At 48.2% G+C, this 24,486-nt stretch carries 21 protein-coding genes; 11 read left to right on the plus strand and 10 right to left on the minus strand.

The window, feature by feature from the left end; genetic code table 11:
- Nucleotides 1-126: 126 nt before the first annotated feature.
- Genes IE163_RS02850 through IE163_RS02860 form a run of 3 tightly spaced genes read left to right on the plus strand, consistent with a single transcriptional unit; the run spans nucleotide 127 to nucleotide 5,984 of the window.
- The gene (locus tag IE163_RS02850; RefSeq protein WP_189429960.1) at nucleotides 127-1,395 is read left to right on the plus strand and encodes an efflux RND transporter periplasmic adaptor subunit; all 1,269 of its coding nucleotides are present in this window, start codon (nucleotides 127-129) and stop codon (nucleotides 1,393-1,395) included.
- A 7-nt stretch (nucleotides 1,396-1,402) separates the two neighbouring features.
- Nucleotides 1,403-4,609 (plus strand): efflux RND transporter permease subunit, encoded by a 3,207-nt coding sequence (locus tag IE163_RS02855; RefSeq protein ID WP_229833422.1) that lies wholly within the window; start codon nucleotides 1,403-1,405, stop codon nucleotides 4,607-4,609.
- Nucleotides 4,602-5,984: an efflux transporter outer membrane subunit gene (locus IE163_RS02860; protein ID WP_189429963.1), complete on the plus strand. Its 1,383-nt coding sequence runs from the start codon at nucleotides 4,602-4,604 to the stop codon at nucleotides 5,982-5,984. Before IE163_RS02855 ends, IE163_RS02860 begins: the two co-directional genes overlap by 8 nt.
- Before the next feature lie 87 nt (nucleotides 5,985-6,071).
- On the opposite strand, the gene IE163_RS02865 is transcribed toward IE163_RS02860, so the two are convergent.
- From IE163_RS02865 to IE163_RS02880, 4 genes are all read right to left on the minus strand, one after another.
- The gene (locus IE163_RS02865) at nucleotides 6,072-7,616 is read right to left on the minus strand and encodes an ATP-binding cassette domain-containing protein (RefSeq protein ID WP_189429965.1); all 1,545 of its coding nucleotides are present in this window, start codon (nucleotides 7,614-7,616) and stop codon (nucleotides 6,072-6,074) included.
- A 297-nt stretch (nucleotides 7,617-7,913) separates the two neighbouring features.
- Nucleotides 7,914-8,366, minus strand: a complete 453-nt coding sequence (locus IE163_RS02870) for an SRPBCC family protein (RefSeq protein WP_189429967.1) — start codon at nucleotides 8,364-8,366, stop codon at nucleotides 7,914-7,916.
- Between the two features lie 70 nt (nucleotides 8,367-8,436).
- Complete coding sequence (locus IE163_RS02875) at nucleotides 8,437-8,856, minus strand: acyl-CoA thioesterase (protein WP_189429969.1); 420 nt, start codon at nucleotides 8,854-8,856, stop codon at nucleotides 8,437-8,439.
- 90 nt (nucleotides 8,857-8,946) lie between these two features.
- On the minus strand, nucleotides 8,947-9,558 hold the full coding sequence (locus IE163_RS02880; RefSeq protein ID WP_189429971.1) for a DUF502 domain-containing protein: 612 nt from the start codon (nucleotides 9,556-9,558) through the stop codon (nucleotides 8,947-8,949).
- Between the two features lie 128 nt (nucleotides 9,559-9,686).
- On the opposite strand from IE163_RS02880, the gene IE163_RS02885 reads away from it, so the two are divergent.
- The 3 genes from IE163_RS02885 (at nucleotide 9,687) to IE163_RS02895 (ending at nucleotide 12,658) form a co-directional block, all read left to right on the plus strand.
- The gene (locus IE163_RS02885) at nucleotides 9,687-10,319 is read left to right on the plus strand and encodes an alternative oxidase (RefSeq protein WP_189429973.1); all 633 of its coding nucleotides are present in this window, start codon (nucleotides 9,687-9,689) and stop codon (nucleotides 10,317-10,319) included.
- 111 nt (nucleotides 10,320-10,430) lie between these two features.
- Entirely contained in the window at nucleotides 10,431-11,054 is a 624-nt protein-coding gene (locus tag IE163_RS02890; protein WP_189429975.1) for a LysE family translocator, read from the plus strand.
- A 143-nt stretch (nucleotides 11,055-11,197) separates the two neighbouring features.
- Nucleotides 11,198-12,658: an aminoacyl-histidine dipeptidase gene (locus tag IE163_RS02895; protein ID WP_189429977.1), complete on the plus strand. Its 1,461-nt coding sequence runs from the start codon at nucleotides 11,198-11,200 to the stop codon at nucleotides 12,656-12,658.
- Between the two features lie 143 nt (nucleotides 12,659-12,801).
- On the opposite strand, the gene IE163_RS02900 is transcribed toward IE163_RS02895, so the two are convergent.
- A complete protein-coding gene (locus tag IE163_RS02900; RefSeq protein ID WP_189429979.1) occupies nucleotides 12,802-13,326 on the minus strand; it encodes a lipocalin family protein in 525 nt (174 codons plus the stop codon).
- 77 nt (nucleotides 13,327-13,403) lie between these two features.
- On the opposite strand from IE163_RS02900, the gene IE163_RS02905 reads away from it, so the two are divergent.
- From IE163_RS02905 to IE163_RS02920, 4 genes are all read left to right on the plus strand, one after another.
- Nucleotides 13,404-13,769 carry a DUF2237 family protein gene (locus IE163_RS02905; protein WP_189429981.1) on the plus strand — a complete coding sequence of 122 codons (366 nt, stop codon included), beginning with the start codon at nucleotides 13,404-13,406 and terminating at the stop codon, nucleotides 13,767-13,769.
- Between the two features lie 6 nt (nucleotides 13,770-13,775).
- Complete coding sequence (locus tag IE163_RS02910) at nucleotides 13,776-14,027, plus strand: TIGR03643 family protein (RefSeq protein WP_189429982.1); 252 nt, start codon at nucleotides 13,776-13,778, stop codon at nucleotides 14,025-14,027.
- An 81-nt stretch (nucleotides 14,028-14,108) separates the two neighbouring features.
- Complete coding sequence (locus tag IE163_RS02915; RefSeq protein WP_189429984.1) at nucleotides 14,109-15,569, plus strand: NAD-dependent succinate-semialdehyde dehydrogenase; 1,461 nt, start codon at nucleotides 14,109-14,111, stop codon at nucleotides 15,567-15,569.
- Nucleotides 15,570-15,674: 105 nt separating this feature from the next.
- Complete coding sequence (locus tag IE163_RS02920; protein ID WP_189429986.1) at nucleotides 15,675-17,171, plus strand: sensor domain-containing diguanylate cyclase; 1,497 nt, start codon at nucleotides 15,675-15,677, stop codon at nucleotides 17,169-17,171.
- 1 nt (nucleotide 17,172) lies between these two features.
- Here IE163_RS02920 and IE163_RS02925 read toward each other — a convergent pair whose 3' ends face one another.
- The 4 genes from IE163_RS02925 to IE163_RS02940 all read right to left on the minus strand — a co-directional run bounded on the left by IE163_RS02925 (nucleotide 17,173) and on the right by IE163_RS02940 (nucleotide 21,298).
- Nucleotides 17,173-19,221 (minus strand): S9 family peptidase, encoded by a 2,049-nt coding sequence (locus IE163_RS02925; protein ID WP_189429988.1) that lies wholly within the window; start codon nucleotides 19,219-19,221, stop codon nucleotides 17,173-17,175.
- Between the two features lie 265 nt (nucleotides 19,222-19,486).
- The gene (locus tag IE163_RS02930; protein ID WP_189429990.1) at nucleotides 19,487-20,419 is read right to left on the minus strand and encodes an exopolyphosphatase; all 933 of its coding nucleotides are present in this window, start codon (nucleotides 20,417-20,419) and stop codon (nucleotides 19,487-19,489) included.
- A 147-nt stretch (nucleotides 20,420-20,566) separates the two neighbouring features.
- On the minus strand, nucleotides 20,567-20,875 hold the full coding sequence (locus tag IE163_RS02935) for a helix-turn-helix transcriptional regulator (RefSeq protein WP_189429992.1): 309 nt from the start codon (nucleotides 20,873-20,875) through the stop codon (nucleotides 20,567-20,569).
- A gap of 3 nt (nucleotides 20,876-20,878) precedes the next feature.
- Complete coding sequence (locus IE163_RS02940) at nucleotides 20,879-21,298, minus strand: hypothetical protein (protein WP_189429994.1); 420 nt, start codon at nucleotides 21,296-21,298, stop codon at nucleotides 20,879-20,881.
- 723 nt (nucleotides 21,299-22,021) lie between these two features.
- On the opposite strand from IE163_RS02940, the gene IE163_RS02945 reads away from it, so the two are divergent.
- The gene (locus tag IE163_RS02945; protein ID WP_189429996.1) at nucleotides 22,022-23,335 is read left to right on the plus strand and encodes a response regulator transcription factor; all 1,314 of its coding nucleotides are present in this window, start codon (nucleotides 22,022-22,024) and stop codon (nucleotides 23,333-23,335) included.
- A 73-nt stretch (nucleotides 23,336-23,408) separates the two neighbouring features.
- Here IE163_RS02945 and IE163_RS02950 read toward each other — a convergent pair whose 3' ends face one another.
- Nucleotides 23,409-24,251: a hypothetical protein gene (locus IE163_RS02950; RefSeq protein ID WP_189429998.1), complete on the minus strand. Its 843-nt coding sequence runs from the start codon at nucleotides 24,249-24,251 to the stop codon at nucleotides 23,409-23,411.
- Nucleotides 24,252-24,486 lie beyond the last annotated feature (235 nt).

A 24,486-nucleotide genomic window follows, 5' to 3' on the forward strand; every position in this document is an offset into this window, starting at 1 on the left:
ATATTTACCGAGTGGTACATAATTAGCAAGTTATTTCTATTGCGTGAAACAAGGCTACGGCAATCGGACTATGGAAACGTATTTTTTAGAAACAAATTTATGCAAACAAAGGTGGAGAACCTCGTCATGAGCACAAAAAGCACAGTAAGAACTTTTATGTTAGCAAGCGTCGCGGCGCTGGTGTTGGTTGCTTGTGGTAACCCTGAGGCCGCTAATCAGTCGCAAATACCAGCGGCACCTCAGATCAGTGTGGCGCAAGTCGTATCTGAGCGTATTACTGAGTGGGATGAGTTTACCGGTCGCTTGCAGGCGCCAGAAACCGTTAATTTGGTACCGCGCGTCTCGGGTTATATTGAACAAGTGCATTTTAGCGAGGGGGCCCTGGTAAACAAAGGTGATTTGCTGGTGCGCATTGATCCACGGCCTTTTACCGCAGAAGTAACAAGGTTAAAAGCCGAGCTGCAAAGCGCGCAAAGTGCCGCCGATTTGGCAGCAAGTGATTACAACCGGGCGGAAAAGTTGAGCAATGCGCGGGCGATCTCCGCGGAGTTGTTAGACAGCCGTTTAGCACGTAAACAGCAAACCGCTGCTACAGTGGCGTCGGTAAAAGCAGCGCTGGAGCGTGCCGTACTGGATTTAAGCTACACCAAAATTATCGCGCCTATTAGCGGCCGGGTAAGTTACGCCATGGTTACTACCGGTAACTATGTAACAGCCGGGCAGAGCCAATTAACCAGTTTGGTTTCTACCGAAAAAATGTACGCTTACTTTGATGTAGACGAGCAAAGTTATCTTAAATATAGCCGCTTAACCGAAGCGGGAAAACGTGCCGATACCCGCGATGCTGCCGTCAATCCGGTATATATGGGTTTGGCTGATGATACCGCTTTTAGCCATATTGGCAGCATTGATTTTGTGGATAACAGCGTAAATCAACAAACCGGTACTATCCGCATCCGGGCCAGCTTTAGCAATGCAGATAACAAGTTGCTACCTGGCCTGTTTGCCCGTATCAGATTGGTTGGTAGCGACAGTTATGAGGGTATTTTGATTGACGAAAAAGCCATAGGTACTGATCTCAACAACAAATATGTACTGGTAGTAAATGCGGACAATCAATTGGAATACCGCGCGGTAAAACTGGGTGAGAAGGTCAATGGCTTGCGCATAATCCGCGAAGGGCTGGCGACGGCAGATCGTATTGTCGTCAATGGCTTGCAACGGGTTATGCCCAGCATGCAAATCGAACCAAAGCTGGTAGATATGGCAAGCAAAGAGCAACTCGCCGCTTTGCGCAGCGCACAACAGTTAGTGGATCAGAACAGTAGCGCCTTGACTGCAAAAGCAGATGGCGAGGCGACAGTTAATGCCGGCACAACGCCGGGACAGGGTTAAGGAACGTATCATGTTGTCGCAGTTTTTTATAAAAAGGCCAATTTTTGCTGCTGTTATCTCCCTGCTGTTTTTTATTGTTGGCGCGATAACTGTATGGGAGCTGCCTGTTACCGAATACCCGGAAGTGGTGCCACCAACGGTGGTGGTTACAGCGAATTACCCTGGGGCCAACCCCAAAGTGATTGCTGAAACGGTAGCCTCGCCACTGGAGCAGGAAATTAACGGTGTGGAGAACATGCTGTATATGTCATCGCAGGCAACTTCAGATGGCCGCATGACCTTAACAGTAACCTTTGCTATCGGTTCCAATGTCGATTTAGCCCAGGCTCAGGTGCAGGCGCGGGTAGACCGCGCTATGCCGCGCTTGCCGCAGGAAGTGCAGCGGCTTGGCGTGGTAACGGAGAAATCCTCACCAGACTTAACCATGGTGGTGCATTTAACCTCGCCAGACGATCGTTATGACATGCTGTACTTGTCTAACTATGCAGCACTTAACGTCAAAGACGAACTGGCTCGGATTCAGGGCGTGGGTAATGTGCAGTTATTCGGTGCCGGTGAATACAGTATGCGGGTGTGGTTAGATCCGAACAAAGTGGCCGCTTTAGGGTTATCTCCCACGCAAATTATTGCGGCTATTCGTGAGCAAAACCAGCAGGCGGCGGCAGGTAGTTTAGGCGCCCAACCGAGCGGTGACGCGGATTTCCAGCTACTGATTAACGTAAAAGGCCGCTTGGCTAGCGTAGAAGAGTTTGAAAACATTATTATTAATGTGGGTAGCCAGGGCGAGCTAAGCCGCTTAAAAGATGTTGCCCGGGTGGAGCTTGGTGCCTCTACTTACGCCCTGCGATCTTTGTTAAATAACAGAGATGCGGTAGCTATTCCTATTTTTCAGGCCTCTGGCTCTAATGCTATTCAAATTTCGGATGATGTACGGGCCAAAATGGCCGAGTTGTCAAAGGGCTTCCCGGAAGGTTTAGCCTACGACATCGTTTATGATCCTACGGTGTTTGTGCGTGGCTCTATTCAGGCCGTAGTAAAAACCTTACTGGAAGCGGTACTGCTGGTGGTGTTAGTGGTGGTGCTGTTCTTACAAACCTGGCGCGCTTCTATTATTCCGTTGGTCGCGGTGCCGGTGTCCTTAGTGGGTACCTTCGCCTTTATGCATATGCTTGGCTTCTCGATTAATGCTTTGTCGTTGTACGGGCTGGTACTGGCGATTGGCATCGTAGTAGATGATGCCATCGTAGTGGTAGAGAACGTTGAGCGGAATATCAGTGAAGGCTTAGCGCCACTGGCGGCTACGCAAAAAGCCATGAAAGAAGTAACAGGGCCGATAGTGGCTACTACGCTGGTACTGGCAGCGGTATTTATTCCTACTGCCTTTATGTCGGGCTTAACCGGGCAGTTTTATAAGCAGTTTGCGCTAACTATTACTATTTCTACCTTTATCTCGGCCATTAACTCCTTAACACTAAGCCCGGCGTTAGCCGCCATGTTATTAAAGGGGCATAACGAGAAAAAAGATGCCTTAACCCGCGGTATGGATAAACTATTAGGTGGCTGGTTATTTGGCCCCTTTAACCGCTTCTTTGCCCGCTTATCACAGGGGTATGGCTATGTAGTAAGAAAGGTGATCCGCTTTGGCGCCATTGTGGGCGTAATGTATATCGCCTTAGTTGGAGTTACCGGCCTGCAGTTTGCTACAACGCCTACCGGCTATGTACCAGGCCAGGATAAACAGTACCTGGTCGCTTTTGCGCAATTGCCGGATGCCGCCTCGTTAGATCGTACCGAAGCCGTAATTAAAGAAATGTCGGCCATCGCACTGGAATACCCTGGTGTGGCTAACTCTATTGCCTTTCCGGGCCTGAGTATCAATGGTTTTACCAATAGCCCGAATTCCGGCATCGTGTTTGTGGGCCTGGATGATTTTGATAAGCGTGGTTCAGCTGAACTGTCGGGTAACGCCATAGCGGCGGCCTTAAACCAGCAGTTTGCCGGTATTGAAGATGCCTTTATTGCCATTTTCCCGCCGCCGCCGGTAATGGGGCTGGGTACTATCGGTGGTTTTAGGCTGCAAATTCAGGATCGCGGCAACCACGGCTATGAAGAGCTATACAACGTGACGATGCAGGTGATGATGAAAGCCTGGGCTACGCCAGAACTGGCTGGGGTGTTTTCCAGCTATCAGGTTAATGTGCCGCAATTGGATCTGGATATCGACCGCACCAAAGCCAAGCAGCAAAACGTAGCACTGGACGAAATCTTCCAGACACTGCAGGCCTATATGGGCTCGGTATATGTCAACGACTTTAACCAGTTTGGCCGCACCTATCAGGTTAATGTGCAGGCCGACGAGCAGTTCCGGCAAAGTGCTTCGCAAATCAGCCAGTTAAAGGTGCGTAATCTGCAGGGTGAGATGATCCCGCTGGGCTCCTTTATTAATGTCACCGACTCGGCCGGGCCTGATCGGGTAATGCACTATAACGGTTTTACCACTGCTGAAATTAACGGTGGTCCGGCGCCAGGTTACAGTACAGGTGAAGCGCAGGCGGCAATTGAAAAAATTCTGGCGGAAACTCTGCCAAACGGTATGACCTACGAATGGACAGAACTTACCTACCAGCAAATTCTGGCCGGGAATGCCGGTATGTATATCTACCCGTTGGTTATTCTGCTGGTGTTTATGGTGTTGGCGGCGCAGTACGAGAGTTTGAGCTTACCCTTGGCGATTATTCTGATTATTCCGATGACCTTGTTATCGGCACTAAGCGGCGTACTGATTTACGGTGGAGACAATAACATTCTGACCCAGATTGGTCTTATCGTACTCGTGGGGCTGGCAACCAAGAACGCCATTCTCATTGTCGAGTTTGCCAAAGAGCTGCAAGACCATGGCATGAACGCGCTGGACGCTATTTTGGAGGCCAGCCGTCTGCGCTTGCGGCCAATCCTGATGACCTCTATCGCCTTTATTATGGGCGTGGTACCAATGGCGTTTTCCAGTGGTGCCGGTGCCGAAATGCGTCAGGCGCTGGGGGTAGCGGTATTCTCCGGCATGATCGGCGTCACCATTTTCGGCTTACTGTTAACCCCGCTGTTCTACTATATGCTGGCCAAACGCGGTAAGCAGACCACAGAGCAAGCAGCACAACCAGCACAAGCAGCAGTGACAGACAAGGTGACAAACAAGGAGGAGACGACTCATGCGTAACACCTTAAAAGTATCCGTTATTGCGGTATTGGTGGCAGGCCTTACCGCCTGTGCTGTTGGGCCAGACTATCAAACGCCGGCTAAGGTTGCTGATATCAGCTTTAACAGCCCTTATCAGCAAGCTGAGCAGCTGCAAAACTGGTGGCAGGCTTTTGATGATGCTGCCTTAAACCAGCTGATCAGCCGGGCCTTGCAGCAAAACCGCACGCTGGCAGAAGCCAGCGCCAATGTTGACCGGGCCTATGCGGTATTTCGGGATGCTAATAACGACTTTTTGCCCAAAGGTACCTTGGACGCTGGCTATCAGGCTAGTGAAAACGGCACTGTGCTGCCGGAAGATAACGGCGTGATTAGCCGCGGTTACAGTACCGGTGCCAGTTTAAGTTGGGATCTGGATATTTTCGGTAAACTGCGCCGGGCCAGCGAAGCGGCGGAGGCACAAGCGCAACAAGCCGATTTGCTGTGGCATGATGCGCAGTTACAGATCATTAGCCAGGTAGCGATAAGCTATGGCGAATACCGTGGCGCGCAGCTACGTCTCGCCGTAGCCGAGCAGAATCTGCATAACTTACAGCAAAGCCGCACTATCGTATTGGCGAGATTAGAGGCCGGTATGGCGTCGGAGCTGGAGCTGGCGCAAATAGATGTACAATTGCATCAGGTAGAGGCCTCAGTACCGGCGTACCGGGCGGCCTTACTTAGCGCCGATGCGACCTTGTCGGCGTTATTGGCAATGCGCCCGGGCGAGCTAAAACTGGGTTCAGTACCCAAGTTACCAGAGTTAACGCAGCCGGTGGCGTTGGTGGCCGGTGAGAACTACCTGCGCTATCGCGCCGATATTGCCAGCAGCGAGCGGCAACTGGCGGCGCAAACGGCCAGCATTGGCGTAGCAACAGCAGATCTGTATCCGAACCTGTCGGTACGGGGCTTTTTAGGCTTTATCTCCGGCCCTGGTTTAACCCTGGGTAGCGATACGCAAAGTTGGTCAGTTGCGCCCACGCTGAGTTGGCAAGCCGCCGATTTAGGCTCGGTGAGGGCGCGTATTCGCCAGGCAGAAGCCAGCACACAAATGGCGCTGGCGCGCTTTGAGCAGCAGGTATTTACCGCCATTAACGAGATGCAGTTGTCGTTAACCAGCTATAACTTAAGCCGCGAGCAGCAATTAAGCGCCGAGCAACAATGGCATGCCAGTAATAAAGCAGTGCAGATCGCCCGCCAACGTTATAACGCCGGCAGCGGTGAGTTTTTCGACTTACTCGATGCCGAGCGCGAACAGCTACGCAGCCGCGATCAACTGGCGCAGCTACAACAACAAAGCTTTATCCGTTTAGTGGGCATTTACCGCAGTTTTGGGGGTGGGATACAGCTGATGTAGCCTGCTGGTTTGATAAAAGCCGGAGTAATCCGGCTTTTTTATGCGGCCGCAGTTATTGTCAGCCCTACTGCATTTGGTTTTACGCTTTTAAATTTGCAATACCGTGTCGATACCCAACTGCGCGATAAAGTGCTGATCGTGACTTACCACCACAAAGCCTGCCGGATAGTGATACAGCGCTTCTGCCAGCAAGGTTTTGGTTTCTAAATCCAGATGATTATCCGGCTCGTCTAATAACAGCAGGCTATCGTTATGCTGGCTGACCATAAGCATGGCCAGCTTCATACGTTCGCCGCCACTTAATACGCCCGCGGGTTGTAATGCTTTATCGGCGCGTAAACCGGCGCTGGCTAATAAGGTGCGGGCGGCGGTTTCGCTGATAAGTGGGCAGTATTGGCGCAGGTTAGCCAGGGCACTTTGGCTAAAGTTGAGCAAGCTAAAGTGCTGATCCAGATAGTGCACAGTGCAGTTTAGTTGCAATTGACCTGCCGCAGGTGCGAGCAGGCCCGCCAGGGTTTGCAGTAAGGTCGATTTGCCACTGCCATTACGGCCTTGCAAATGCACCCGTTGCTTGTTGCGCCAGTTAAAACTTAGCGGCTGGCGATTACCGTATGCCAGTTGCAGAGCCACGGCATTGACCCACAACTTATTGTTGTTTGCTGCCGTTGCCTGTAGGTAAAACTGCTGCGGTTTAATGATCTCTTGCTGCGCTTTTACCTGTTGTAGCTGTTGCTGCGCCTGCTTTAGCTGATGTTGCTCTTGCGTGCGCCTTGCTGATACGGCACTTTGGGCGCGGTTTTTTTGGTAGTCCAGCAGTATCGTTGCCTGACTGCCACGCCGCTTTTCGCCTTGTTGCTGCCGTTTAGCAGCGCGTTCTGCGGCGCTTTGTGCCTGGCGCTGTTGTTGCGCCAGATTACGTTCTGCCTGTTGGCGTTGCTGTTGCAAAGCCGTGTGTTGTAACTGGCGCTGCTGCTGATAAAAGGCGTAGTTACCACCATAGCGGTGTAAGCCGATACTGGTTAATTCATACAACACACTGGCTTGCTGCAGAAGTGCCTGATCATGGCTTATCAGCAAAATGGCGGTTTTTGGCCGGGCCAAAAAGCGCGCAATACGCTGACTTAGCCAAAAGCGTGCCTCTGAGTCCAGATGATTCGAGGGTTCATCCAGAATAAGCAGTGGCCGCTGCTGGTAAAAGGCCCACCAGAGTCGCAGGTGATTAAGCTGGCCACCGCTTAAGCTGCTGCACACTTGCCACAGGTCCGGCGTTGCACCAATCTGTTGCAGTTCATGGCAAAGGTCGTCTTGCAGTTGCCAATGCCCGTCAATCAGGCTCAGGGAGCCAGTATCACAATGCCCGTTCGCCAATTGTTGCAGGGCGTTAAGGATAGGGGTAATACCAAGCAGATCGGCCAGCCGAAGTTGCTGCCAGTGCGTTGGTGGTAGTTGTGGCAGCAAATAGCAATCTGCTGGCTGTTGCGCGGCCAGTTGCGCTGCCAACAGCGATTTACCAATACCATTACGGCCAATTAGGGCACTTAGGCCGCTATCCAGCGACAAACGGATATCACGGTACAGTATATCGCCATTCGCCAGGCTAAAGCTGCAAGGGGAAAAGTGGTATAAGGTCATAAAGCCTCCCGATAACTCAGGGGGCGGGTAATAAGAATAGCTAGGGCAGTGCTGCTGAAAGCCCAACCGAAACAAACCCGCTAACCCTGATAAGTCCAAAAAATAATATTGACGGCTAATCAGGATTTAGTTGTTCATTTCGATGTGGTGCTCCAAAAAGTGGGGACTGCGGCGAAATTATAATCTATTTTACTGCGATCTCAAGAGCAGCGATAAATGTAGCTCAGTACTCTTACAGATTCTTATTTTTGAAAGCCGGGTGAGTCCGGCTTTTTTACTCAGCCGGATCAGGCCTGATTAAGGTTGATCCGGGATGTCGGGCTCGGTCAGCAGCGCCAGCAATTGCAAGGATTCCTGCCAGCCAGCATAACAGAATTCAGCCGGTATGGCTTCTGGCACACCGCTTTGCTCAATCGTCAGTTCTGTCCCTATTAGTACTGGCTTTAAGCGGATCGTTACCTGCATTTGACCGGGTAAGATGGGATCGTCAAACTGGTCATTCAAGCGGATCAGGCTATTGGGCACTAACTCTAAAAAAGTACCAGCAAAGCTATGACTTTTGCCGCTGCTAAAGTTAGTGAAAGCCATTTTATAACCACCACCAACCCTGGCATCCATACTGAATACCTGACAAGTAAAACCGTGCGGTGGGTACCATTTTACCAGCGCCTCAGGCTCTAAAAAGGCGCGATACACCCGCTCTGGCGGGGCCTTTAAGACCCGATGTAGAGTAATGGTATTGCCTGACATAATGCGTCTCCTGTAACAAAAAAGCGCTAATGTACAGCTGTTGTTTAAACACTGCGTAAACGATAACGGGTTATTCCAGATCCAGATTTAAGGTACGCAGCTCTTTTACTGTTTGCGTTTGCAACATCTCCAGGGTTTTATGGTGTGGTTCTGGCCGTTGCGTTTGTGCGTCTACTCTCACAAACACAATATCATCGGCAAAGCAGATGGTCTTTTTAGTGGCTTTATTGCGCACTAAGCAGCTTACGGTAATCGAGGTTCTGCCAACGGCTTTGGTGGCCAAGCCAAACTCGACCACATCGCCAAGTTTAGCGGGGCTCTCAAAACTGATGGCGCCCATATGCTTGGTAACCAGGCTATTGGTCTCAAGCTGGCAAATAGCGTAAATCGCTGCCTCTTCATCTATCCATTCCAGTGCCCTGCCACCAAACAGCGCATTGGCATAATTTAAATCACCTTGCATAACTAGCCGACGACTTAGAAAGCGCATATTTTCATCCATACCGTTGTAATTTGATATTTTAGTATAACAGTGCTGACGCAGTGCACCAATGTGCCCTGAGTTGATAGCTAAAAGCATTTAATATTTTGCGGCCCCTGGCGCTTTGCTGCTACCTAAGCCACCACTGAGGACCAGTTGCAAGGCTTCGGCGGGTTTCATATCAATGTTACGGGTACAGCTGCGCGGGATGATGATGGTATAGCCACCGACGTTATAAGCCATTGGAATAAATACCGCCAGTTGCTCTTCCTGCATCAGTGAAGACATACGATCGCCCGGCTGTCCGCCCTGTTTGGTGACAATGCCAATTAATTCAATTTCAGAGGAGGGTAGCTTTACCATCACTACCGAGCCATCGGTAAAGTTTTTGCCGGACATCACGTCAATAATGTCTTGCAGCATGCCGTAGATCTGTTTGGTGCCGGGGAGCTTCATTAAAACCTTGCCGGGCACTTGCCACAACCAGTTAAAACTTGGCCAGCGCGCACTATAGCCAATGGCGGTGCATACGCCTAAAAACCCCAATATTGCCATACCTGGCAGGTACCATTCACCCGGTAAGACGACTTGCAGCACCGGCGTTAATACCGTTTCAACCGTTAGTAGCAGCCAGCGCAGGAGCTCGATAGTGATAACCAGTGGCAAAACAATCGCCAGACCTTTTAATAAACTTTTAACAATGACTTTCATCAGGTTTTTATCGCACAGCTAAACGAAGTAGTCGTAGCATAACAGCTCTGCAAAGCATTACACCATAAAAGCCTGGGTTCAGTTACTTTTAGCTATACTGCTTAGCCATACAGCAACAGGAGCTACTGATGTCGGAAGATTATCTTAACCCGTCTGATCCTTTGGCCAAGCATCATAAACCCGCGAATTTATCGGATCGTATTGCGCTGCGCCTAACCAAAATGCTGCGTTTTTGCGCTGATACCTTTTTTGCCAAACGCTACGGCCACCGTGCGGTGATTTTGGAAACGGTAGCCGGTGTGCCCGGTATGGTCGCCGGTATGTTACGTCATATGCGCAGTTTACGCCGGATGGAAGATGATCATGGCTGGATCCGCACATTGCTGGACGAAGCCGAAAACGAGCGAATGCACCTGATGACCTTTATTGAAATCGCCAAACCAAACTGGTTTGAACGGTTATTAATACTGCTAGCACAGGGGCTGTTTTTTAGCGGCTTTTTATTGCTTTATATTTTTTCGGCTAAAACAGCACACCGCTTAGTGGGCTACTTTGAAGAAGAAGCGGTGTTTAGCTATAGCTGTTATCTGGCAGAGATAGATAGCGGCGCTATCGACAATATTGCCGCGCCGCAAATTGCTATAGATTACTGGCAGCTACCGGCTGATGCCAGATTACGTGATGTGGTTATTGCCGTGCGGGCAGATGAAGCCGGACATCGTGACGTGAACCATGACTTGGCTAACCAATTAGCGAGCTAAGCAAATCAGGCTACGCGAAGACTGCGTAAAAAGTTAGGATAAAAACGCCTTAAGCTATTGCTGTCGTTAGCCTAAGCAGCCAAAATAGCGCTCTTATTGGTTGGGGTGCTTATGGTTAATCTCACATTGCTGGGCGCTTTTATTCCCACTTTTTTATTTGTCTCAGTAACGCCTGGCATGTGCATGACCCTGGCGATGACACTGGGTATGAGCCAGGGTGTACGCCGCACCTTTTGGATGATGTGGGGCGAAATGCTGGGGGTTGGCTTAGTGGCCATGGCGGCAGTGCTGGGCGTAGCAGCGCTAATGCTGCAATTTCCTACAGTGTTTCAGTGGTTTAAGATTGTTGGCGCCTGCTACCTTGGCTATATTGGCCTGCAAATGTGGCGGGCTAAAGGCAAACTGGCAGTACCCGAGTTAGGCGCTTCGCCGCAATTGATGCCCAGAACCACCTTGTTTAGTCAGGGCTTTGTGACGGCGGTGTCTAACCCTAAAGGCTGGGCTTTTCATATGGCGTTGTTGCCGCCCTTTATCGACAGCAAACTGGCATTTTGGCCACAGCTATTGGTGCTGGTGCTGATTATTTTGCTACTCGAATTTTTATCTATGTTGCTGTACGCCAGTGGCGGTAAAGCGCTGGCGTCTTTGCTGCGTCAGCAAAGTAAAGTGCAGTGGCTAAACCGGATTGCCGCTAGTCTAATGTTTGCCGTGGCGCTGTGGATGTTACTTGGATAATTGGCAACTATTTTATACCCCTGTAGTGTAGTTTTTACACTTTGCGACCAGTCTCCAACTGCCTGCTGTGGCGGGTCTCTTCGCCCTGCGCTAGCTATGATAAACTCCGTAAAATTTTTCCAGAGTTGTAATCAGGAGTTACTGTGACCGCTATTTCCAGTTTATATCCGCAGCCGTTGTGGCAATGGTTTGCGCAAATTTGTGCTATTCCGCATCCCTCTAAGCATGAACAGGCACTAAGCCGTCATATTCAGGCCTGGGCGCGTGATAAAGGGTTAACGGTGCTGGAAGATAAAGTGGGCAATTTGATTATCAAAAAACCCGCAACAGCAGGTATGGAGAACCGCAAAACCGTGGTGATCCAGGCACACCTGGATATGGTACCGCAGAAAAACGCCGATAAAAAACATGACTTTACTAAAGATCCTATCGAAGCTTATGTCGACGGTGACTGGGTAACAGCCAATGGCACTACCCTGGGAGCCGATAACGGCATTGGTATGGCTTCTGCGCTGGCCATTTTGGGTAGCGATGAGATAAAACATGGCCCACTGGAAGTATTGTTAACGGTTGACGAAGAAGCCGGAATGACCGGCGCCTTTGCCTTAGAAGCGGGCATGTTAGAGGCGGAGATCCTGATTAATACCGATTCTGAGCAGGAAGGCGAGATCTATATGGGCTGCGCCGGCGGCGTAGATGCCGAATTTACTGTGCCGATGCAATGGCAGCCGCTGCCTGCTGGGCATCAGGCTTACCGTTTAACTATCAGTGGCTTAAAAGGTGGCCATTCTGGCGTGAATATTCATTTAGGTCGCGGTAATGCTAACAAGCTGTTAGCGCGTTTCTTGGTGGAACAGGCCAGCGAACTGGATTTTAAAGTCAGTGAAATTGCCGGTGGTTCGCTACGCAATGCCATTCCGCGTGAAGCAGAAGTGGTGATTACCCTGGCTGCCGATAAAAGAGCGTTGCTGGAAGAGAAAGCAGCAGCATATCAAGCGTTATTGCAGCAAGAACTCTCAGCGACTGAGCCTGCGTTAAAGCTGGCTGTCACCGAAACCATTTTACCGTCTCAGGTAATGAGCACTGAGTCGCAGCAGAGTCTGCTGCATCTGATCAACGTATGCCCGAATGGCGTAATGCGCATGAGTGATGATATTGCTGGTGTGGTTGAAACCTCGCTGAATTTGGGGGTGATCACAACGCAGGGCGACAGCGTGCAGGTACTGTGTTTAATTCGCTCGTTAATTGATTCTGGCCGTGAGCAGTTAGAGTCGATGCTCGCCTCGTTAGCGGCGTTGGCGAAAGTGAACGTGAAGTTTAGCGGGGCTTATCCGGGTTGGAAGCCGGATCCAAGCTCACCGGTGATGGCAATTGTTAAAGACACCTATCAGGATATTTATAACAAAGAGCCGGTGATTATGGTGATCCATGCCGGTTTAGAATGTGGTTTATTTAAAAAGCCCTATCCAGAAATGGACATGGTATCGATAGGCCCAACCATCCGTTATCCACATGGTCCGGATGAGATGGTGAATATTGAAACGGTAGGCCAGTACTGGCAATTATTGTTGGCGGTGCTAGAGCGCATTCCAGAGAAGGCTTAAGCACAGCGTTGTTAGGCAATGTTAAGCCTTTGACCGCTTAGGCTCACATCAACTAAAAACGCCGGCAGCTGTCGGCGTTTTTAGTTGGAGGGTGTTAGTTTTACACCCTAACATTCAGGGATTACCGCTATCTGCCCTAGTCTTTAGTTACAGACGCTTAGCCAAATTAACTTTTCTACTGCAATACCAATGCGCTCTGCTTCTGCCAGATAAGGCGCACATTCAGCTTGAGTGAGTTGAGGCTTGCGTGCGAGCAACCAGGCGTATTTCAAATTGGGGCCGACCACCAGTGCAATCTGGTAATCGTTATCTAACTTGGCAATATTATAACCACCATAAAAAGGCCCGAAAAATGACACCTTTAAGCGGCCAGTATTGCTGTCGCCAACAAAGTAGGCCTTGCCCTCTGCGGTTTTCCAGCGCTCTTTTGCCGCCTCATAGCCTTTATTAAGCACCGCTACACCGCCATCTTCACGCATATTGTATTCTGCTGTTACCTGGGTTAACCCACGTTCAAACGAGTGATCCAACCGGGCTATTTCATGCCAGGTACCCAAATAGCGCTCTAGTTCAAACGGCGTTACGGGGGTAACCTTATCTGGCACACTGGTACAGCCGTTGAGCAGTACGGCACCCAGAAAAGCCAGGCAAAGGGTAAAAGCGCGCATAAAAATTCCTGTATTAAGCAATCGATTTGCTAAGTGTATACGTTAAAGCAAGGTATTAGTTTAACAGGATGGCTAACATGGATAAAAATGTACTGGGTGAGGCGTTAGCTGCGTGCTGCTTTAACCCGCGAACGGGCTATTTTCGTGATGGCTATTGCCGTACCTCTGGTGCAGATACGGGTAGCCATGTGTTATGCGCAGCGATTACTGAAGAATTTTTAGAATACACCTTAAAGCAGGGGAATGATTTAATTACCCCTAAACCAGAATGGGATTTTCCGGGTTTACAAGCTGGTGATTTTTGGTGCTTATGCGCCGTGCGCTGGTTGGAAGCAGAGCAAGCCGGCGCTGCGCCCTTACTGAAATTGTCGGCGTGCCATGAACGCGCGCTAAGTTTTGCGCCGTTATCTTTACTTCAAGCGTACGCTATTGCCGAGGAATAATACTTTATGACGGATTTTACCGACGAACAGCGCTCTCGCATTATCGAAATGGCTTGGGAAGACAGAACCCCCTTTGAAGCGATTGAGCGTTTATTTGGCTTAAATGAAAGTGCGGTGATTAAACTGATGCGCGCTGAACTCAAAGCTAGCAGCTTTCGGTTATGGCGGGCCAGAGTCAGTGGGCGTAAAACCAAGCATTTAAAATTGCGCAATCCTGAGATTGACCGCGCCTATTGCCCAACACAGTATAAGCGCTAGCGGCACTGCTGCTAAACCTGGTATGGGTTTCTCAAAGCAGTGGAACATGGTTAAATAGGGCGACTAATCAGAGGATGCCCCATGTTGCCACTGCAAGATCCGACACTGCTTAAAACCGCTTCTTACCTTAATGGTGCTTGGTATACCCAGGCAAAAACGCAGTTTGCTGTTTATAACCCCGCAGATGGTACCTTGCTAGCAACCGTTGCTGCTGCAGGTGCAGAGCACGCTACAGAGGCGGTAGAGGCAGCAGCTGCGGCACAACCTGCTTGGGCAGCCTTGTCTGCAGCGGAGCGTGCCAAGGTGTTAAAGCGCTGGCAGCAGCTGTTTAGTCAGCATGAGCACGATCTGGCGCTATTACTGACCTTAGAGCAAGGCAAACCGCTGCATGAAGCTGAAGCGGAGATCCGGTATGGCGCTTCCTATTTGGAGTGGTTTGCCGAAGAAGCCAAACGCCTTTATGGTAGTATTATCCCCGCCCCAAGTAGCGATAAACGTATTTTAGTGCAGCGCCAGCCTGTCGGTGTAGTTTCGGCTATTACTCCCTGGAATTTCCCTAATGCCATGTTAATGCGTAAAGCCGCTGCCGCCTTGGCAGCAGGTTGCAGTTTCGTGGTAAAAGCCGCTCAGCAAACTCCGCTATCGGCTTTAGCGTGCGCCGAGTTAGCGCATCGGGCCGGTATACCGGCTGGGGTGTTTAATGTGCTGGTAGGCACCGATGCTCAGGGTATTGGCGAGGTGTTAACCCGGCATCCAAAGGTGAATAAATTTAGTTTTACCGGCTCTACGGCTGTTGGAAAAAAATTGCTGCAGCAATGCGCTGAGGGCGTAAAACGCGTGACAATGGAGCTGGGGGGTAATGCACCCTTTATCGTCTTTGCCGATGCGGACTTAGATGCTGCGGTAACGGGATTGCTAGCCGCTAAGTTTCGCAATAGCGGCCAAACCTGTGTTTGTGCTAATAGAGTGTTGGTCGACGACAGGGTGCTGGCGCCATTTTTAGCAAAATTATTACCCGCAGTCGCCGCCTTAAAAGTTGGCGTAGGGACTGCTGCTGGCACACAACTGGGCCCTTTGATTGAAGAAAAAGCACTAGTAAAAGTTGAGCAGTTGGTGGCTGATGCTATTGCTAAGGGCGCGCAACTGCAACTGGGTGGTACACGCCTGACCGCACATTCCTTGTTTTATTTACCGACAATTCTAACGGCCGTTACGCCACAAATGGCACTAGTACAACAAGAAATCTTCGGCCCGGTTTTACCTATCATACGTTTTAGTGATGAAGCAGACGCCATCGCCCTCGCCAACGCGACCGAGTATGGTTTAGCTGCGTATTTTTACAGTAAAGATCTTGGTCGGGTGTTTCGGGTAGCGCAGGCACTGCAGTTTGGTATGCTAGGGATTAATGAAGGCATTATCTCGAATGCTGCGGCGCCCTTTGGCGGTATTAAGCAATCGGGCTATGGCCGCGAAGGCTCGCAATATGGGCTAGACGATTACACCGATTTAAAATATCTGTGTATAGGTGGTCTTGCCGATTGAACTGGTAAAGTTGTTAACAAAAGCTAAGCTTAGGTGTAGTTACTTAGACGGTAAGCGTTTAGTCTTGTTGCTAATGCAGTACCTTTTACACGCAGTGGGTGAAAAATGGATAGACAACTAGAGCAATTAGCGCAATTTGTTGCTAATGCTAATTCGTTAGAGGGCTTAACCAGGCCTTTGCTGGGCTTGCTACAACAAATTACCGGTTTAGAATCAACCTACCTGACGAGTATCGATGAACTGGCAGGGCTACAGCGTGTTGATATGGTGCATAACGCCGGCGAGTTGCAGCTGCCTGAAGGCTTAACAGTACCCTGGCATGATACCTTATGTAAGAGGGCGCTACAGAGTCAGTGTTTTGTTACTGAGAATGTTGCCGAGGTATGGGGCGATTCAGAGGCTGCAAAACAGCTTGGCATTAAAACCTACATTAGCGTACCCATTTGCAGTAACACGGGGGAGTTGGTAGGCACCTTATGTGGTGCCAGTACCCAACACCATGGTTTGCATAACAGGCCTGAGTTAACACAGATTATTAAACTTTGCGCAGATCTTATTAGCCATCAGCTAAACCGGGAAAGTGCCAACGCTGCGGCGCATGCCAGAGCAGATGCCGCAGAATATCAATTAGAGCGGGTGCAGTTACTGGCCACAGTAAGTGAGCTTTGCGTCGCTGCGCAATCGTTAAGTTTAGCGGTTATGCAAATTGCCAGCGTTATGCAACAAAGTGGCTACTGGCCGCAGGTCCTGCCTTTTGAAATGCAGCAGCAAGAGTTTATTGCCTTATCGGTGAATGGGGTGGCCTGGCAATCGTTACTCACGAACTGGTTTAGCCAGCTTGCACCTTCGCAGCTTGCGCATCATGTTATGCCTTTGCCTACCGAGTTTTCCGCTACGCTGACACAGGATAATAATGGCCTGGTAGTTGCTATTTATGCACAGCAGCAGATTGTGGCTGCCTTGTTAGTCGTGGATAGCCGCGACTCTACTTTTGTAGACAATAAGCTTTTGCTATTAAGTATTAGTAATGCGTTATCGCTGCTGGCCGCCCGGCTGGATGAACATCAGCAGTTAGTTGCTCTTAATCAGCAGTTTTCTTATTTTGCTTTGCATGATCCCCTTACCGGTTTACCTAATCGCCGGTATTTATTAGAAGAGTTGCAGCGGCAAATAGCACGGGCTGAGCGGCAGCAGCAACATTTTTGCGTGGTATTCGTCGATTTAGACAAATTTAAAGCCATTAATGATCAATATGGTCATGAAACTGGGGATGACTTTTTAAAAGAATTTGCCCGCAAGTTAAACAGTGGTTTGCGTAAAGGCGACTTTGTTGCGCGCCAGGGCGGAGACGAATTTGTGATGATTTGTCAGCTAACTGAGCACTCTGAGGTGCAGTGTCAGGAGCTTGAGCAACGGATCCGCCAGCTATGCTCTGGTGACTTTTATTTGCCGAAACACACTTTGCTCTATGAGGGGCCAAGTATAGGCATTGTCGTTCGGCACCCGGGTGACAGCAGTGATGTAGACACGCTGTTAAGCCAGGCAGATGCTGCTATGTATCAGGATAAACAACGGCGCCGGCAAGGGGCGGCGCCGCGTTAATTTAGGCAGGATCTTTGCGATAGCGCTTAAACCAGGCTAAAGCATGCTCTATCTTGGCAATCATCCAGGAGGGTCTGTTAGTTACGCCATGATAAGCATCGGGTACCCGTACCATCGCAGTATCAACTTGCCGCAGCTTGAGTGCTTGATAGTATTGTTCAGTTTCAGCCATTGGCGTGCGGCGATCCTTCTCACCGGTAAACAGCAATACCGGCGTGCTAACATTGCCGACTAAAGACAGTGGTGAGCGTTGCCAGTAATGTGCCTGATGCTCCCATGGATTGCCTGGGAACTGATTTTGAATTTGCCCGACATAGCTATCGGCTGCCAGTACTTTTGAGGTCCAGTTTACTACCGGGTTGGTTGCGGCTGCGGCGTTAAACCGATCCGTCAAGCCAACGGCATAAGTGGTGGCGATACCGCCTGCTGAGCCACCGGCGATAAACAGATTATTTTGGTCAATAAAGCCTTTCGCCAGCATGGCATCTACCCCTGACATATGATCCTGAAAATCATATTCAGACGCATAGTTATAATGCAGCAACATGGCAAAACGCTCGCCATAGCTGGTACTACCGCGATAATTGTTATACAGCACTACATAACCTTCTGCAGCATAACGCTGCAGTTCCGCCGCAAACTGCGGGCCATAGGCTAAATGCGGGCCACCGTGGATCTCTAAAATAAGCGGGTATTTTTTGGTTGGGTCAAAGTTGGGTGGAGTGATGTACCAGGCATGGATTTCTTCATTACCGGCGCTGGAGGTATAACGTAACTCATGTACCTCACCAAGGGTGCGTTGATCCAACAAACCACTATTAAGTGCAGTAAGGGTGCGGCTACGTTTGTTCGTAAAAACGGCAACCTCGGCCGGGCGCTGGCTACTGCCCTGGGTATAGGCCAAGGTACCATTTTGTGCCACGCTATACATACCGCTTAAGTACGGGCGTCCCAGCGAGGTACCCCCTAAATCATCGACTAAATCCTGCATCCGATCACGGGTGCTGATTTGCGCGACCTTAGTTTTCCCCTGGTCGGCATATTGAAACACCAGGGTATTATTGTTCACCCAGTTCGGGCTCTCAACACTGCGATCCAGCGCTGCTGCTAATGGCGTGATCTGGCCTGAATCGAGTGCTAAAAGTTTAAGTTTACTATTGCTATACGATATGGCTGCCGGGCTAACATACGTAAAGGCCAGGGTTTTGCCATCGGGCGATAACGCGGGTTCACTCTCCTGGCCATCCAGGCTGGTAAGTTGCGTTAATTGTTGGCCATTGATAGTAACTTGATACAGGTCAGCCTGACGGCTTTGGTATTCCCAATCAGCGCTGCGGTTCGCAGAGAATATTACGGCACGGCTATCCTTAGTCCAGACTAAAGGCCCGCGATGTGAGTAAGGCCCATCGGTAAGTTGCTGCTCAACTCCGCCTTCAGCTGGCACCACAAATAATTGATTGTAAGCAGAACGCATAACACCCCGGCCATCGGCCTGGTAATAGGTGCGTTCCACCACAATGGGGCTGGCAGACCAGTTGGCACCCGCAGGTTTTTTCGGCTGATAAACGCTTTTAGCAAAATCGGTGGTGGCAGCGGTAACTTCAGCGGTAAAGGCAATTTGCTTACCATTTGGCGACCAGCTTATTTGTGCCGGCCGTAATTGTGTTTGGCTGATGGCTGCGGTTTTTTGCTCTTTTAACCAATGTACATAGATTTGTGAGCTGCCGTCACGGTCAGAAACAAAGGCAATACGGTTGTTGTCGGGGGCCCAGCGCGGCTGACTATAGCTAAATTTATCGGCAAATAGTGGGTAGTGCTGGCCGCTGGCGACGTCAAGCAGCCATAAGCTACTTTGGGTGCGATCAGTCATAATGTCGTTCTGCTGGCGCACATAAACAATAAGTTTGCCGTCAGGCGAGATTTGTATATCGTTGGCAGCTGCCAGTTTAAAAATATCTTCTGCTTGCAGCGGGGTAGTGGCAGGGGTTGCCAGAAGCAATGGACTAAAGCCAAGTACCGCCGTTAGAGCGCTTAGAGCCAAAAATTTCATAGTGCCTCGTAAATTTAATAAAGTTGGCACTAACATAACCTGTTGCAACAGCAACACAAGCGGTGATCAGCTAAAGCGAGGGATTTTTAGGATAATCGTACTAGGCAAGAGGGCATTGCAGTTCACTAAATGTAGGAGTAGCAAGCCCGCAAAGATTAACCTGGTAACGAAAGCGGGCTTATAACGCTATGATGCGGCTTGGATACCCCCTGGATATTGAGGTGCTTGATAAGGCCGCACTGCTGCAAAGCGCAATGACTGGCTGTTAGCCATCACTTCGTATGGTAGCAATTAACGCTTGCAGCACCTCATCGGCTTGTGCGGTGGCAATTTGGCAGGTGCCGGCATTTAAATGGCCACCCCCGCCGTATTTTAAACAAAGCTCGCCCACGTTCGTGTTAGAACTGCGATTGGTGATAGATTTACCAATCGCATACACCACATTTTGTTGTTTTAAGCCCCACATTTTGTGGATAGAAATATTACAGTCCGGGAACATGGCATAAATGACAAAACGGTTGGTGGCGTATATGGTTTCTTCAGCCGTGAGATCTAACACCACCAAGTTACCATGTACAGTGCTGCAGCGTTCAATTTGTGCTTTGGCAAGTTCATTATGTTCATGGTACAGCGCTACGCGCTCAGCCACATCTTCCATGGCCAGAATTTGCGTAATAGAGTGGTCTTTACAGGCATCTATCAGCTTCATCATTAACTGATAGTTCGAGATCTTAAAGTCACGGAAACGACCTAAACCCGTGCGCGCGTCCATAATAAAATTCAGTAATACCCAATCGGTCGGGTTTAAGATTTCATCTTTAGAAAACTGCGCCGAATCGCCTTTATCTACCGCATCCATCATATCTGTAGAAATGTTCGGGAACTTGGTTTGGCCACCGTAATAATCGTAAACCACGCGTGCCGCTGAAGGCGCCTTGGCATCAATAATATGGTTTTTAATGTCACTACTATTGCGCACCGTTTCACTTAGGTGATGATCAAATGCCAGATGACAACCGGCAACATACGGCAGGTTAGTGGTGATATCTTTATCTGTGATAGCAATTTTGCCGTCTTGCATATCTTTGGGATGCACAAACAAAATATCGTCAATTAAATCTAAGTCTTTTAATAATACCGCACAGACCAGGCCATCAAAATCACTGCGCGTGACAAGTCTAAACTTTGGGTTGCTCATAATTGTTCCACTGCTGGTTTATTGTTCTACACCGAGTGTAACAGCTAAATAAAAATTTTAAATGCGGATTAGAGGGTATTTTTTATAAGCTATCTACGCCAACGCCTTTGTTTGAGAGTAGTAGGTTTAGATAGCTTAGCGGTTAAATTAACGGTTTAAAATTAATAGGAGTAGCGGCCCAACGAGTGAGCCAGCGATAAAGGTAACCGCTGGAACCCAAACCGGTACTCCATAATGCCTCGCTTGCTGCTCCGCTATGGGGTCTTCTTGCTGCAATTGTTGCCGCGCTATTGCAAATGCAACCGCAAGTGCTTTACTGGTTTCTAAAGAAGCAATGCCATGTAATTCAACCCGTTGAATGGTTCTAAGACTAAGATTACAAATATCGGCCAGTTGCTGTTGTGTCCAGCCTTTATCTGCTCGTAGTTGGCGTATCAAAGTGGTATTTAACTGCATAGTTTACCCCTTTAAAAAAGTTGCCAGGCTAAAACCAACAAAGGCCCCTAAGGCACCACAAAAGGTCACAACGATAATAAAAGAGGCCACACGTTTCCAACGCGGAATATCCGCTTGGGCTTGTTTGACATGCTGCATAATGCGCTTCATATCCCATTCGTCGGAATCAATGAGTTGTTGGTCTAACCAGAACTCAATGAGATAGGGCCCACGCATGAGGCTGGCAATACTGACCTTGATGATGGCTTGTTGACCATCCAGCATAAAAGTGTGTTCCGATTTGAAGCGAAAGCTGCGTTTTTCAGAAACGAGCTGGTCATCAACAAAAACATATTCTTTACCGCTGGTAAAGGAAGCGATGACTTTAATGGTATGTTCGCCACAATCAAAAAAACTTATGCTGGCTTCTTTAGGTATGTTCATATTTATTCTCCTGTGTTTGACCACAGTGATTTAAGCGCTTTTGTCTGAGCTAGTGTGAGGACAGAGTAGTGACAGTCTATAAACTGTCACCTGCCATTTGTATGACAGTTGTTTAAATTCAATAGATTATATGTTTTCAATTTAGCCTGTTTTCAGCGTAAAAGCATCCGCTTTTGGCTAAGCGTTAAGCTTGTAAAAGAAAGAGCCCGCCGGCTGGCGAGTAAAGCAAGGTAGGGATGCAAGCTTAGATTTTATCTGACAGTTACCGTGTTTAAGTGGCGTCGCTAACCGTTTATTAAATGGTTTGACAACTAATTTATGAAAACTAGTTAAATCACAAGTTTTAGCTTATTTAGCTGGTCCGAGTATCTTCCATTTCTCGTCTGCAGCGAGCTGGTTGAATGTGGTACCCGTTCCCAAGCTCCACTGTTCTAAGGTATTAAGAAAACTTTCCTGCTTATGCACTGAATATCCTTTTAACTAATAGTATTAGTTATGTAGTGTAAGTATGTCTGCTTCGGGTACACCTATAAATCCTCAGCTTACCGTTCCGAGCAATTGTTGCTATTAGGGAATATTGTAGCGATACATGGTGTTTTGCAGAGGTTGTATAGCGGTTATGTGGTAGTTTGACATGAATTTTTGTAGCGTTGGTTTGCTACCGGTGCTATTGATATAGCAAGATTCAGGATAAGAACGATAACAAAAACCGGAAAACTTGAAATGACGTACAGGTTTACTGGCTCTCCAGCATTACGCTATCTGGGGGCGACTAAAGAAACTAAAAGAACCCATTCACCACACTTTATTGCAGAAGATGAACTTATTAAGCATTTAATTGCCTACGAGCCGATATTTGCTAACGTTAAAGGAAAATTGATTTGGGATCTAAGCTGCTGTTCGATGATATGTGCCGATTTGACAGTATTTAACGCTGCTATTGACGATCTGTTACTGAATATACTTAATCACTGTGGATCGTCAAACGTAGCAGTTTCCGGTGAAGCTCATACAGATAGTGTATCTTTATCTGTTGTTATTTCTGGTGCCAGCTCCAAAGCCCACGCAGACATTGATAACCACCACTTTCGGCAACTTATGTGTTCTATTAATGCCGATATTAATTTTACTGAATCTGCTGCTGGCCTATCAATTAAGATAATGCTGCCTGCTGAACAGCGGTTAGTTAACGGTGAACAACCAGCTGAGCGTCAAATCAATCAATATAACCTTGGTGAGTTAGCTAGGTTCAGCAGCGAAGCTGACAGTTTTCATCCGCTGCTGCTTGTAGTTGAACCCAACAATGAGCTTAGGGAATTTTTAAAGCAATTGCTGCAGTCAGATTATCGAGTGTTAGAAGCAATTAACGGTAAGCAAGCATTAAAAACCGCTACTAGTGATATTCCAGACCTGATTATTACTGATGTTCTGCTGCAAGAGCTAGATGGTTTAAGCCTGATAAAAGAGCTTTCGACTCAGGACAGTACCAGTCATATTCCGGTGATGTTTTTATCCGGTATAAAGGCCACTGAAACCAAAATCGACGCACTAACGCTAGGTGCCGTTGATTATCTGACAAAGCCTTTTAATGCTGCGGAATTACTGCTTAAAATACGCAATCTGGTACAGACACGATACCGTGTTGTTTTAACTAATGGTGGCCGTTTACCTGTCGATCGATTGAAAAATGCTCTGCCAGAGCGGGAAATAAAATTCCTGACAGCTTTAGAGCACAATCTAGCATCGCAGTTCGCAAATGCCTTGCTGGATACCACTCTGTTAGCATCGAACTTGGCAATGAGTGAGCGCCAACTTCAACGTAAACTTAAAGCGATGCTTAATCAGACTCCAGCGGAGTACATCCGTGAGTATAGGTTACACCGAGCTAAAGATTTGTTGTTAAAAGGAAAGCCGGTGGCGTTAGTTGCAGATTTAGTCGGTTTTACATCATCCAGCCATTTCAGTCGAAGTTTTAAATCGACTTTCAAGCAATCGCCATCAGAATTTATACAAGCTTATGCTGCTTCGTACAGTTAGCTTCCAGTGTAGTCTTATATCTACGGAGGAAGCTACGTTTAGCAACAGTATTCTTGGTAAAAAATTAATTTAGTTACTGTGGTAAAGGCAGTATTGAATGGCCAAAAGTCCACTTATCTTGCTTCTTTCCATCCAGTTCATAGCTAATTTTTATATAATCGAAAGGAACCTTTGATTTTCCTTTTAAATAATCGCTACTGTAATGCTTACTAAGCTCTATAATCGTAACTGTCAGTCCTGTACTCAACTCTGTTATATCGCACTTACCTTCTTTAAAAAGCTTAATAACATTGTGGCGTTCACTTTCAACGGCATGTATGGCTTCGACGATTATCAAAGAGTCCAAATCTAAACAGGATAATAGCTGTCCGCGATGAAGCTTTGTCGTTTTTCCCAATAATTTTTCGAATTGTGGATCATATTCCAACCCTGCCCATTTGGGAGGCTCCATAATAAACCACCCACGTTCAGCACGTACCAGATTATTAAACACAATTTTGTAGCGTTTTGAATTAAAGTTGATATGAAGAACGATCGCAGCTGACGAACTGTACTCACTGCTTTTATGCTGATCATCAAAATGCCGAACATCAACTTTTTCTAGTGATGAACTATTCCAACCACCATGTAACTTACCAAAAGAAATGATTTCTTCTGTATTATTTTTGATTTCACTTTTCAAAAGTGCGGCGTGCTTAGCAATTTCTGATGGGGTTAATCCGGCGAATTCATTTGAATGCTCATTTCGCTTAGCCAGCATTAAATAAAAATCATCCTCTGTGGGAGCAAGTGCAGAAAGCTTATCCATATTTTGCGATTTTAGTAATAGAAAGATTTCTTTTCCGAAGTCTTCAGGATTGCTTGTCTTACTACAAGCGCTTAGCGAGAGTGCAATAATAACAAGTAAAGTTTTCATATATATGCATAAGGTATCCCTTTCATCTATAGACCCTTGCTGGATCTTTATTCTTTACTTCCAGTAACTTAAATGAAACTGCTAGAGTCAGGTTGCACATGCGCGACAATTTCATGGTTAAAAGCGACAATTATCAACCCAGTTGGGTAGCTCGTGGGCTTCTCCCATAATTCATGGTAATCCCGTGATAAGAAAAACTCGGGCACGAAAAATATTTTCCATGCCCGCGTGAAGG

This window comes from Alishewanella longhuensis (genome assembly GCF_014653435.1).
In the GTDB taxonomy this organism is placed as follows: domain Bacteria; phylum Pseudomonadota; class Gammaproteobacteria; order Enterobacterales; family Alteromonadaceae; genus Alishewanella; species Alishewanella longhuensis.

What these genes read in the sequence shown, in the direction of transcription:
- IE163_RS02950 (WP_189429998.1), bottom strand. Translation starts at nt 24,251, where the DNA reads ATGAAAACTTTACTTGTTATTATTGCACTCTCGCTAAGCGCTTGTAGT.
- IE163_RS02875 (WP_189429969.1), bottom strand. Translation starts at nt 8,856, where the DNA reads ATGCGCTTTCTAAGTCGTCGGCTAGTTATGCAAGGTGATTTAAATTAT.
- IE163_RS02870 (WP_189429967.1), bottom strand. Translation starts at nt 8,366, where the DNA reads ATGTCAGGCAATACCATTACTCTACATCGGGTCTTAAAGGCCCCGCCA.
- IE163_RS02945 (WP_189429996.1), top strand. Translation starts at nt 22,022, where the DNA reads ATGACGTACAGGTTTACTGGCTCTCCAGCATTACGCTATCTGGGGGCG.
- IE163_RS02905 (WP_189429981.1), top strand. Translation starts at nt 13,404, where the DNA reads ATGGATAAAAATGTACTGGGTGAGGCGTTAGCTGCGTGCTGCTTTAAC.
- IE163_RS02890 (WP_189429975.1), top strand. Translation starts at nt 10,431, where the DNA reads ATGGTTAATCTCACATTGCTGGGCGCTTTTATTCCCACTTTTTTATTT.
- IE163_RS02940 (WP_189429994.1), bottom strand. Translation starts at nt 21,298, where the DNA reads ATGAACATACCTAAAGAAGCCAGCATAAGTTTTTTTGATTGTGGCGAA.
- IE163_RS02850 (WP_189429960.1), top strand. Translation starts at nt 127, where the DNA reads ATGAGCACAAAAAGCACAGTAAGAACTTTTATGTTAGCAAGCGTCGCG.
- IE163_RS02935 (WP_189429992.1), bottom strand. Translation starts at nt 20,875, where the DNA reads ATGCAGTTAAATACCACTTTGATACGCCAACTACGAGCAGATAAAGGC.
- IE163_RS02865 (WP_189429965.1), bottom strand. Translation starts at nt 7,616, where the DNA reads ATGACCTTATACCACTTTTCCCCTTGCAGCTTTAGCCTGGCGAATGGC.
- IE163_RS02885 (WP_189429973.1), top strand. Translation starts at nt 9,687, where the DNA reads ATGTCGGAAGATTATCTTAACCCGTCTGATCCTTTGGCCAAGCATCAT.
- IE163_RS02910 (WP_189429982.1), top strand. Translation starts at nt 13,776, where the DNA reads ATGACGGATTTTACCGACGAACAGCGCTCTCGCATTATCGAAATGGCT.
- IE163_RS02860 (WP_189429963.1), top strand. Translation starts at nt 4,602, where the DNA reads ATGCGTAACACCTTAAAAGTATCCGTTATTGCGGTATTGGTGGCAGGC.
- IE163_RS02915 (WP_189429984.1), top strand. Translation starts at nt 14,109, where the DNA reads ATGTTGCCACTGCAAGATCCGACACTGCTTAAAACCGCTTCTTACCTT.
- IE163_RS02925 (WP_189429988.1), bottom strand. Translation starts at nt 19,221, where the DNA reads ATGAAATTTTTGGCTCTAAGCGCTCTAACGGCGGTACTTGGCTTTAGT.
- IE163_RS02880 (WP_189429971.1), bottom strand. Translation starts at nt 9,558, where the DNA reads ATGAAAGTCATTGTTAAAAGTTTATTAAAAGGTCTGGCGATTGTTTTG.
- IE163_RS02930 (WP_189429990.1), bottom strand. Translation starts at nt 20,419, where the DNA reads ATGAGCAACCCAAAGTTTAGACTTGTCACGCGCAGTGATTTTGATGGC.
- IE163_RS02920 (WP_189429986.1), top strand. Translation starts at nt 15,675, where the DNA reads ATGGATAGACAACTAGAGCAATTAGCGCAATTTGTTGCTAATGCTAAT.
- IE163_RS02900 (WP_189429979.1), bottom strand. Translation starts at nt 13,326, where the DNA reads ATGCGCGCTTTTACCCTTTGCCTGGCTTTTCTGGGTGCCGTACTGCTC.